We start from the raw sequence: 250 nt of genomic DNA on the forward strand, positions 1-250 counted from the left end.
ATACGGTTGATCCGTTTAAGAAGATTCAGCCAGATCAAAGTTTCTATATCAATTCAAAAGGCAAACTGGTGATTTCCTTCAACGAATATGATGTGGCGCCTGGTTACATGGGTGTAGTTGAATTCACGATTCCAACAAGCGTGCTAAAGGATGTTCTTGTCAGCGATATGTACATTCATTAAAAGAAGAAAAAAGACTGCTGAAGATGTCAGCAGTCTTTTTATGTTTATGAAGAAAGTGCGTCTGTTAG

The 250-nt window shown here is 38.0% G+C and carries 1 protein-coding gene; it reads left to right on the forward strand.

From position 1 onward, the window contains the following. On the forward strand, positions 1-182 hold a 182-nt coding region (locus V7659_RS31955; protein WP_335543979.1), incomplete at its 5' end, for an RsiV family protein. Between the last annotated feature and the right edge of the window lie 68 nt (positions 183-250).

The sequence above is a fragment of the Neobacillus drentensis genome (genome assembly GCF_036966985.1).
In the GTDB taxonomy this organism is placed as follows: domain Bacteria; phylum Bacillota; class Bacilli; order Bacillales; family Cytobacillaceae; genus Neobacillus; species Neobacillus drentensis_E.